Origin of the sequence: Vibrio litoralis DSM 17657, from assembly GCF_000426765.1 — a bacterium.
GTDB lineage: Bacteria > Pseudomonadota > Gammaproteobacteria > Enterobacterales > Vibrionaceae > Vibrio > Vibrio litoralis.
This window is the reverse complement of sequence record NZ_AUFZ01000001.1, coordinates 81446-91880: the sequence shown is the minus strand read 5'-3', so window position 1 is coordinate 91880 and position 10435 is coordinate 81446. Positions and strand designations below refer to the sequence as shown.

6 protein-coding genes are annotated in these 10435 nt (G+C 42.5%); 3 read left to right on the top strand and 3 right to left on the bottom strand.

Going from position 1 to position 10435, the window contains the following annotated elements; translation table 11 throughout:
• Positions 1–7: 7 nt before the first annotated feature.
• The gene (locus tag K358_RS0100430) at positions 8–2860 is read right to left on the bottom strand and encodes an FAD-binding and (Fe-S)-binding domain-containing protein (RefSeq protein ID WP_051241105.1); all 2853 of its coding nucleotides are present in this window, start codon (positions 2858–2860) and stop codon (positions 8–10) included.
• 174 nt (positions 2861–3034) lie between these two features.
• The gene (locus tag K358_RS0100425) at positions 3035–3691 is read right to left on the bottom strand and encodes a nitroreductase family protein (RefSeq protein WP_027694988.1); all 657 of its coding nucleotides are present in this window, start codon (positions 3689–3691) and stop codon (positions 3035–3037) included.
• Positions 3692–3938: 247 nt separating this feature from the next.
• On the opposite strand from K358_RS0100425, the gene K358_RS0100420 reads away from it, so the two are divergent.
• The 3 genes from K358_RS0100420 to K358_RS19130 all read left to right on the top strand — a co-directional run bounded on the left by K358_RS0100420 (position 3939) and on the right by K358_RS19130 (position 6981).
• Complete coding sequence (locus K358_RS0100420) at positions 3939–6308, top strand: Lon protease family protein (RefSeq protein WP_038149377.1); 2370 nt, start codon at positions 3939–3941, stop codon at positions 6306–6308.
• 268 nt (positions 6309–6576) lie between these two features.
• Positions 6577–6795 carry a DUF6500 family protein gene (locus K358_RS0100410; RefSeq protein ID WP_027694986.1) on the top strand — a complete coding sequence of 73 codons (219 nt, stop codon included), beginning with the start codon at positions 6577–6579 and terminating at the stop codon, positions 6793–6795.
• Positions 6796–6813: 18 nt separating this feature from the next.
• Entirely contained in the window at positions 6814–6981 is a 168-nt protein-coding gene (locus tag K358_RS19130; protein WP_156888652.1) for a hypothetical protein, read from the top strand.
• A gap of 307 nt (positions 6982–7288) precedes the next feature.
• Here the strand turns inward: K358_RS19130 and K358_RS0100405 are convergent, their stop codons facing one another.
• The gene (locus K358_RS0100405) at positions 7289–10003 is read right to left on the bottom strand and encodes a TrlF family AAA-like ATPase (RefSeq protein WP_027694985.1); all 2715 of its coding nucleotides are present in this window, start codon (positions 10001–10003) and stop codon (positions 7289–7291) included.
• Positions 10004–10435: the final 432 nt, after the last annotated feature.

The following is a 10435-nucleotide window of genomic DNA, read 5'->3' as shown; positions in this document are numbered from 1 at the left end:
TATTGATTTATATTGAACTGGATGAGGGTGATTTCGTCGCCTCATCCACCAAATATAAAATTGATTGATATGGCACGCCGCTGTGATGTGATAACCCGATTTCACAGGTTAAGCTATTACTAAAACCTCGGTTGCAATGTACGGGTACTTGCTCTTTAAGTGGGGTGAGGGCGGCTTCATTAAGCTCTGGAGTGTTAAAGCCTTTATCGCCAGCCCAGCCGCAACATTGAATATGTTCAGGCACTATCACTTTCTTGGCGCAACGCTGTGCCAGTTCAATCATGGTGCTTTCCAGTCCTAGTGTGCGAGCACTACAAGTTACATGCAGCATAACCGTTTCATTAATCGGCTTTAGGTTGAGATGAGGCGTGACGTGCTGCATGACAAATTCAGAAGGCTCAAACAGATGTAGTGGCTTAGTAAATTGCGCTTGGCTTTGCTTCACACACGGACTGGTGTCCATCAAAATTGGGTATAAACCTTGATGGCTAGCTTGCCATAAGCTCTCTTCTAAGTCTTTCGCTTTACTGTCACCTAATTGGTCTAACCCTTTGCTTTTATAAGGCATGCCGCAGCATTGATTATTCAAATCTTTAGGTAAAATAATATCGAAACCCGCTTTGGTGAGCAGCGACATCGTCACTTCTGTTAGTGATTGCTTATTATGATTCGATGTAGAGGTTCGGCTGATGCATGATGGAAAGTAAACCACTTTACGGTGTTGAACATCGGCGATTTTAAATAGATCTTGTTGCGCTTGTTTTTGAGTATCCATCGGTAATTTATGATGGTTAGCATTTAGGATCTCTGGTAGCCATAAAGGTAGTCGATTGCCGCTGAGTCGACGAGTACCGTTGGCGACTTTGGACACCAGCGCATTGGGCAACAATTTAGAAATAATGTGGTTAATGGTGAGGCCATGTTTAACCAGTTTTGTCGAGGTGCTGAAATGCTCATGAGTCCAACGAGCGATTAGAGGTGCTTTATCTGTGTGGCGTTCGGAGCGTAATTTCTTTATCAAATCGCCAGTATTTATTCCAACCGGACAACGTTGTTCACATAACCCTGTCGTGGCGCAGGTTTCGATCCCCTGGTAGTTAAACAGTTTTTCTAGTTCCGGCGCAGTGGCTTTACCGTCACGCTTTTGTTGCTGTAATTCTCGGTACAGCACAATGCGTTGGCGGGGCGATAAACTTAAAGTGCGCGAAGGACAAACCGGTTCACAGAAACCACATTCAATACAACGGTCGACCAAATCATCGGCTTTTGGCATAGGTTTGAGATCGCTTAAATGGGCGTGGGGATTATCATTAATAATCACGCCGGGATTTAACAACCCTTGAGGATCAAACAACTGCTTAATTTCTTGCATCAAGCGATAACCTTGTTTTCCCCACTCAAGCTCGACATACGGCGCCATATTGCGCCCAGTGCCGTGTTCTGCTTTAAGAGACCCTTGATATTTCACCGCCACCAATTGAGTGACGTCATCCATAAATTGGCCGTAGCGGTCAATTTCTGCTTGCGCTTCAAATCCTTGAGTAAATACAAAGTGCAAGTTGCCATCTAGTGCATGCCCGAAAATAATGCCTTCGGAATAGCCATACTTTTCAAATAACTGCTGCAGTTCACGAACGCCTTGTGCTAAGTGTTCTACCGGAAAAGCCACATCTTCAATAATGACGGTAGTGCCCGCTTCTCTTACCGCACCTACCGCGGGGAATAAACCTTTACGGATATCCCATAAGCCTGCAACGATTTTTGGATCGGAGGTAAAGGGAATCGACTCAATAATCTCAAATGAAGCCACACGCTCTAGAATGGTATCGCATTGTAGCTGTAGTTTTTCTTGGTCGTTGGCGTGAGACTCCACCAATAATGCTGCAGCTTCTAAGTCTAGGTCTTTAATAAAATTCGGCATGCCCGGTTTATTGGCGACCGAACGTAAAGAGCGCCCGTCCATCATCTCAACCGCAGCAACCGGAGAATTCGATAGAACCGTTACCGCTTGGCTGGCTTGTTCAATATTTTCAAATACCAGCAGGGCAGAGGCTTTATTAGCGTGCTCTTCTACCGTGTTGTAAGTGATTTCGGCAATAAAGCCTAATGTACCTTCAGAACCTATCATCAAATGTTGAATGATCTGAATTGGGTCACTGAAATCGACTAAAGCATTAATTGAATAGCCGGTGGTGTTTTTTAAACGATATTTGTGTTGAATAAGATGTGCCAGTTCGTGATTGGCTTTAGTAGCTTGGGCAAGTGCGCCAATCTTACTGATAAAGGTGACATTGGACTTTTTAAAGGCTTCCACACTACTTGGGTTACCCGTGTCTAAAATCGAGCCGTTGGCAAACACGATTTTCATGCTTTCTAGCGTTTGGTAAGAGTTTTGCGCGGTGCCACAGCACATGCCACTAGAGTTGTTGGCGGCGATACCACCTATCTTACAAGCATTGATAGATGCCGGATCGGGGCCGATTTTTCGTGCAAAAGGCGCAAGGTATTTATTAGCATCAGCACCAATCACACCCGGTTGTAGCGTGATCTGTTGGCCATTATCGTGAATCTGATGGATACGCCAATTGTCGGTTAGGGTAATAAGAACGGAATCAGAAACCGCTTGGCCAGATAAACTGGTACCTGCGGCGCGAAAAGTGAAGGGCAGTTCAAGCGTTCGACAGCAACGCATGGCATACAGCACTTCTTCTAAATCTTTTAATCTCAACACCAACTTAGGCACTAAGCGATAAAAACTGGCATCGGTGCCATAGGCAAGGCATTTATCTTGTTGGGTAATGATGCGTTCGCTATCAATGCGTTTAACTAATGCGTGCTCAAGTTGAGAATAGATGCCCATGCTTCCTGCTTTATTATCAATATATTAACGAGGTTGTGAGCAAGTATAGGGTGTGATGGAAACGAACAAAAGTGATAGTGACAGAATTTGTCGGAATGGATCGTGTAAAACAAAAAAGGCAGCGAGCGCTGCCTTTTGTCTATCTCCAAGAGATTTAGCATATAAGAGATTACATTACAGCGTAATCACAACTTCTTCTGCTGATAAGCGCGATTTAGGCAGTTTAGCGTTGTAGTCTTCTTCTGGGTTGTGGTAACCAATCGCCAAAGCAACATGACACTCGTAACCGTCTAACTCTGCAGCAAACTCTTTACCAATAAGCTCAGAATCGATGCCTTCCATTGTGGTTGAGTCGATACCTAAGCGAGCCAATACATGCAGAGCATTACCTAGGGCAATATAAGTCTGAGATTTGGTCCACTCATCGTTGTAGCCCTGATCATTGGTGTTTAAGTCAACGAATGCGAAAGCACCGAACGCTTGCTCTTTTTCTTCGGCTTTATTACGGCCATCCGCGATACCTTGGTCGATAACTTTTTCATAATCGGCTTTGCTGTACTGCATCTTATGAGCAAACAAAATGATATGAGATGCAGTAGTGGCGTGCGGTTGGTTAAATTGGAACTTATTGGCGAAGGTATCGTGGAAACGTTGTTTTGCTGAATCGGATTCTAATACAACAAACTTCCAAGGCTGAGAGTTAATTGAAGATGCCGATAAACGGATCGCATCCATCAAAACTTTCATGTCTTCTTGAGGGATTTTTTTGCTAGCGTCATAACGTTTAGCCGTGTAGCGAGATTCTAAATCTTTGATAATTGGGTGAGTCATTATTTTTATTCCTAATGAAAGCAGCAAGCGAACGTGCTTTGAAGTATATATGGTGACTATACCAAGAGTGATCAAGATCACAGTAATAATTATTTGAGCAGTTTGTTCGAAAAACTTGTTCAAGTGAATGATTTTCATTGTATGTTTTATGAGCGCTTAAACAGGAAAGGTACTTAAATCACTCAAATCGAAACAAAAATCGGCTATTCTCTAATAACAAACTTTAAAGTAGGGATTGCTTATGACGATGTATTCTTCCTCCCTCAGCTTATCAAGCGACAAGCTATATCACCCTGCTGAACTCGAACAGCTGCCTTGTAAATCGACCAAAGATATCACGCCGATTGATGAAATCGTTGGCCAAGAACGCGCGCAAAAAGCGGTGGAATTTGCGATGTCGATTAAAGACAAGGGCTACAACATTTATGCGACAGGGCAAAATGGCCTAGGCAAACGCACCATGATTTTGCGCTATCTGAACCGCCATCAACCTGATGACATGCAAGTGTTTGACTGGTGTTATGTCGCCAACTTTGAAGATATCCGCCAGCCGAAAGTACTTAAACTGCCAAGCGGTATCGGCAAAGCATTTCGCCAAGATATGGAAAAACTACTGGCGAAATTGGTAAAGGCGATTCCGCTGGCGTTTGATAATGAAGTGTATTTTACCCGCTCTGAAAAGTTGAAAAATCAGCTTAATCAAAAGCAGCAATCGGCGCTCGAAGAAATCAGCAAGATAGCGAAAGAGAAAGGGGTAAGTCTTACCATTACGTTGCAAGGTGACTATGAATTTATCGCCATGCAAAATGAAGAAGAAGTCCATACCGAAGAAAGCTTTCTTGAGTTAAGCAAAAAAGATCAGGAAAAATTCCACAGTACGATTGACGCGTTAGAAATTCAGTTGCGCGGCATGATCCGTCAATTAACGGAGTGGGAAGAAGCGTTTAGCGAAAAGATGAAAAAGCTTAACGATGAAACCGCGCTTGAAGTGTTTTCTCATCTGATCAAAGCCTTGAAGAAAAGCTATTCAAAGTACCCAGAAATTAAGCAATATCTAACCGAACTACAAAAAGATATTGTTGACAATGTCGACCAGTTTTTACAAGAGTCGAATGAACAAAATGAAATTGCCTCCGCCTCTTTAGATAGCAAATTACCGCGTCGTTATTCCATTAATGTGTTGGTCAGTCAGGCTAAAGATTCCTTTCCAATCATAGTAGAAGACAACCCGAATTATCATTCATTATTCGGCTGTGTGGAAACTGCGACCTACAAAGGCACCGTGTTTACCGACTTCTCGCTAATCCGCGCTGGTAGCATGCACAAAGCTAATGGCGGTGTATTGCTGATGGATGCGATTAAGGTACTTGAGCAACCTTATGTATGGGATGGCATTAAACGTGCGCTACGTGCTCGCCAGTTGAGCTTAACGTCCTTGGAAAAAGAGGTCACGTTAACCGGCGCAGTTTCGCTGGATCCAGAACCTATTCCGCTAGATGTGAAAATCATTCTGTTTGGTGATTATCGCACCTACCAATTGTTGCAGCACTACGATCCAGAATTCAGCGAACTATTCCGTGTTACCGCCGATTTTGAAGATGAAATGAAGCGTACCCCAGAAGCAGAGATGCATTATGCGCGCTTTATTTCCAGCATTGTGCATGACAACAATATGCTGCATTGCGATAAAAAAGCGATTGCTAAAATTATTGAACACAGCTCACGTAACGCGGGCGATCAGAATAAGTTGTCGCTCCATTCGGCGCATATTGCCAACTTATTGCGAGAGTCTAACTACGTTGCTAGAAGCGCAAAATCGAGTTTGATTCGAGCCTCGCATGTTGAACAAGCGTTGAATAACCAACAAATGCGCGTGAGTCGCCTGCAAGATAACGTGATGGAAACTTTCACCAATGGCACCACCTTGATCAAAACTGAGGGTAGTGCGGTTGGTCAGGTGAATGCGTTGTCGGTGTTATCAACCAGCGACCACATGTTCGGGGCACCTAATCGCATTACCGCTACCACCGCATTTGGTGATGGCGATATTTTAGATATTGAACGTAATGTCGATCTCGGTGGTAGTATTCACTCTAAAGGCGTAATGATTTTATCTGCCTATCTAGCTTCGATTCTTGGCCGCAGCGCCAAAATTCCACTGACGACTCATATCACTTTTGAGCAATCTTATGGTGGTGTCGATGGTGATAGTGCCTCGATGGCAGAAGTGTGCGCGATTGTTTCGGCATTTTCGAAACTCCCACTACGACAAGATATTGCGATTACTGGCTCGATGAATCAGTTTGGTGAATCGCAGCCAATTGGTGGAGTGAATGAAAAGATCGAAGGCTTCTTTGATGTTTGTGCCATTAAAGGAAGAAGTTCAACTCAAGGGGTGATCATTCCTCAATCGAATGTCCATAACTTAATGCTACGCAAAGATATTGTTGAAGCGGTGCACAAAGGCGAGTTTCATATTTGGGCCATCGAGCATGTGACGCAAGCCTTGTCGATTTTCACCGGAATAGAAGCCGGAGAATTGGAAGATGATTTCACCTATCCTACGGGCAGTATTTTTGGCATTACCCAAGCCAAACTCAATGCGTTGAGAAAATAACAAGGTACAAGCATTGACCTTCTAGTTACGGGAAGCTTTATCATTTCAACAGATCGTTTTAAGCGTGAAGTTTTAAGTGGTAAAGCTTTTATTTTATGGAGGACAAATCAATGGGATGTTGTAATCAAGCACCAAACGGCGGCGGTGACTTAAAAGTGGCGATGAAAGTTTTTGGGATCATAGCATTAGTGGTATTTGTGCTGGTGGTCATTTTTGGTTAATACAAAGCTGAACCAATACAAATTGTGATTAGAAAGGAAGTGTTTTAATGCGAGACTCATTACGAGAGAAAGTTATTGCGGTTTGTACTAAGAAAATAGAACAAAAGGGCGATAATGTCGGCGTGTCATTTTACGCCTTCTTTGCCAATAAAAATGATAACCCAGAGCTTTTAATGGAAGCCGCGACTTGGTGGATCCAAACGCATAAGCTCGATCACTTTGAGAAAGCCATCAAGATAATTGAGATGGTGAAAGCGGGAAAGTAGCTCCGTAGTACAAGTTCAGTGTTGATGGTAGCTCATGCTCGATCTTATACCTCTGTTGATATCCTAACTTATGACTGGGGAGGGATTAATCGCTCCGGCTTTGTCATCCCGCACATGAGCCTAGGCGAAGAAGATGCGGGATCTCGCTTTCACGTAAGTTTCACTGGTGTAAGAGATTCCGGATAATTCGTTCCTCATTTCCGGAATGACAGGTTTTAGAATAGTCAAAACCTAAAGTATTTCTTAGGTAAAGAAATAAACTCGTTTTTGGACAAAAGCTTCTTACGATTTCTGACAGATTTCGAGTCTTCGGATAAGATCCGTTAAGGATAACAAGTAGCTCAGGCGATAGCCCAACTAAGCACCATCGCACATTTTTCATAAAGTAAGTGGCTTCGAGTTTGTTCAACACCTAGGTTTCAGAACTGACTGGTGTTTTTGCCTTACCCATCAGCTTTCATAATGCGATTGCGAGACATTACATACATACTCCCTATATAACTCTTAACCTATTGTAACGCTTATCAAAAGCAGTTGCTCCGCCTTCCATGATATTACAAACATGATCCCTCACCGTTTGCTCGCATAAACCACCTGACTCCAATACCTGAACCTGCCCTGCGTGGAAATGGAGCACATTTACAAACTCAGCATCACCATTAACAACAATATTAGGGTTATGCGTCACCATGATAATTTGCCTGCGCTTCTTATTCTCATGTATCTGAGACACAATCAGCTGGTAAATGAGGGCATTGTCTAAGTCATCCTCGGGCTGATCGACAATAATTGGATTATCACCGTGACTAAGCAAAAAGGCTAAAATGGTTGCCGCTTTCTGACCCGCTGAACCTTTTTCAATGTTCTCAAACTTACCTTTTTCTATGTCCTTAGCATATTCAACGACAAGTTGATCATCAGGACACCATGTTTTCAATCGGTCAAACATTTCAGGTTGTTGTGAAAGCTTTTGCGTGAGCGAAGTCTTCAAGCGACTATCGATGCGATATGGGGGTACATCGTCACCAGAAGCTAAGGATAGAGTCGCATCTTTTAACTTGCTGACCTCTGTTGCAATGCCCTTAAGGCCTAAATCCTTAGAAAGTAAGTCATATAACAAGCTATTGGTTTGGTCATCCTGATAGATGGAAGTAGCAAAACTAGTCTCTATCCCAATGTGCTCTCTAAACTTTCTCTCTATCGTAGTTGTGTTCGCAAACGGCAAAAGCTTCATTTTCACATAGCGATTTTCACCAATAACTTTCTTAATAAATTTTTGACGTTTTAGCTGAAGCCTTCTTCTTAACACATACAATTTTCTAAGTGACTTATCACAATGGTCTTGTCTGATATCTAGATTCGATTGTACTGTTTCTAGCTCTTCCAACTGAATGTTGATCTCATTGCGTTGAGTAAGCCAAGATTCATACTGCTCTGGGTTCAGTTCTTCCCCTTTTTTGGCATACTCTTGAACAACTTGTTCATACCGCTGTGTAGATTCTACACCTTTTAAATACCAACTTGATTTGCTGATTGCATCTTCTCGATCTTGTTCAGCTTTTGTAATTTGATCTTTTAGCTTTTCCAGTTCTGTCTGAACGGAAACTAAATTTCCTTTGAATGCCGACTGTATTTCTTCTAACTCTGCAACGTAATCAGGCTTGTCGTCACTTTCACCTATGAGGCTAAGCTCCGCAAACTCCTCAGACAGCATGCCGTCGATAGAATCAACTAACCCAGAGATACCAGCTGCCTTTTCAACTTTTTGTTTTTCAAGTGTAAAAGTTTGGTAGGCATTAAAGATATCTTTGTGGCCACCTTTCTCGAAGCTCTCGATATCGCTATTTAGGTCGTCTTTTTGTGATTCTAAGGTGCCTTTATTATCAAGCCGCTCCTGTAACTGACGTACTTCTCGACAAAGTCCTAAAAACTTATTGAGCTCAGCATCAAACTGATACTTCCATGCCGAAAAATTAACTTCGTTTGAGCGATCAATAATTTCTAATAAGCTGTTCGTATTGCTTGCCAGTGCATTGATTTGTTTTTGGCTGTATAAGCTTACATGAAAACGCTCTTCTGGCCGTCCGTTATCAAGCGACCAATCACCTGCTTGCATTTTATTAATATAGGGGGTTGTACTGTGTTTCCAAATCGATTGGTATGCCTCATCTCTTCGTTGTAGCTCAACGCATATTTCAGTATCAGATTTCGTTACTCCCTCTCTAAAAGAGTGAACATCTTCTTGTATCTGCTCAAGTTCTGCTACTTCATTTTCACGCCCTAATGCCAACCGAACAGATTCAATGAATGTCGATTTACCAGAGCCTCGGCCACCGATAACAGCATTAAATAAAGGGTGTAATTCAAATATCGCTGGCTGCCCAGGAATACGTCCACAATGACGCATTTGCGAAATATTCAATTTCTTTAAGAATAAATCTGGCGTCGCATTAGGATTATCAACACTGTTTTCGACACAAAAGTCGTGATCATGCAGAGCTAACTTCAATCCATCTATTGATGGCTGGCTCATTTTTATCCACGAACACTTCTTACCTAATCGACTACATTCATGGGCATCTGAGCCTTGAAGTTTTGCTAAGTGCATAGCCGCCTTTGATAGCTCAGGGTTAACCGCATCGAGAAAAGCTAAATTGACAAACTCAGCGGCTTCAATCTGATTGAGCCATGACTCAATCTCATGATTGGTATTTGTTATTCCGTTTAACAGTCCTTTAGGCCCATCAACATGCGCAGGTATCGCTGCACCACCAGCTTGCTTTACAATAGAGATAACCTTGTCAACAGACTCTGTTGCACAGGTCTCTTCAGCATCACCATGCCCCTCAGTAATACCACATTGACCTAAAACAGCGGCAATCTTTGCAGAATTACAGGAAGGATCAAAAATAGCCAAAATATGTACACGGGATTGACCTGTACTCACTGTTATTTCGCACCCTGGAAATAAGTAAAGCGGTCGATACCATTCTGCAGTCTTATCAAGTTCAGCGTAAGTTGCTTTTAGTCGGTCTACCCAATCACCAGATACATGATCGGTAATAGCCACGCAGTCAACTTCTTCAGCCATTAAGGCTTTTAACCAATCAGTTTCAGTCTCTTCTGGCTTTTTATAATCTGACGATGCTGGCGTATGAGTATGAAAATCAAACTTATACCAACGGCTTCCTAAATATTCATTACTCATACTTCTATTGCCCCTAAGATCAACTTTTTTAACATCGTATCATTTTTTTTGGCTTTAACTTTTCGTTTTTGCAGGTTCAGAATCGAAGCAAGCTGAGGTTGTTTTATAAAATAATCTGGAATGAGTGGGGGGAGATCTTGACTTTTTCCCCACACATTAGCTTTCATTGTACAATTATGAGGCTATAGTAGCTTCGTTTCTGTCGGTACTGACACACTTTGGGGCATAAATAAGTCACTCACATCAACCCTCCCCCGCCCTCCCTTGGCTATAAATCTTGATACCAAGTATTTTCCGTTGATAAAGGGAGGGAGTTATTTGTGATCGCTTGTTGTGTAATGGTATTAGCGTAAAAAACACTGTAAATATTCAGCGCCTGATAAGTAGATTCCTGCTCTCGCTTAGGCTCGGCTGGAATGACGCTCTAATAAT

Excerpts from the sequence above, each read along its gene's own strand:
- K358_RS0100410 (WP_027694986.1), top strand. The coding sequence starts at position 6,577 with ATGCGAGACTCATTACGAGAGAAAGTTATTGCGGTTTGTACTAAGAAA.
- K358_RS0100420 (WP_038149377.1), top strand. The coding sequence starts at position 3,939 with ATGTATTCTTCCTCCCTCAGCTTATCAAGCGACAAGCTATATCACCCT.
- K358_RS0100430 (WP_051241105.1), bottom strand. The coding sequence starts at position 2,860 with ATGGGCATCTATTCTCAACTTGAGCACGCATTAGTTAAACGCATTGAT.
- K358_RS0100405 (WP_027694985.1), bottom strand. The coding sequence starts at position 10,003 with ATGAGTAATGAATATTTAGGAAGCCGTTGGTATAAGTTTGATTTTCAT.
- K358_RS0100425 (WP_027694988.1), bottom strand. The coding sequence starts at position 3,691 with ATGACTCACCCAATTATCAAAGATTTAGAATCTCGCTACACGGCTAAA.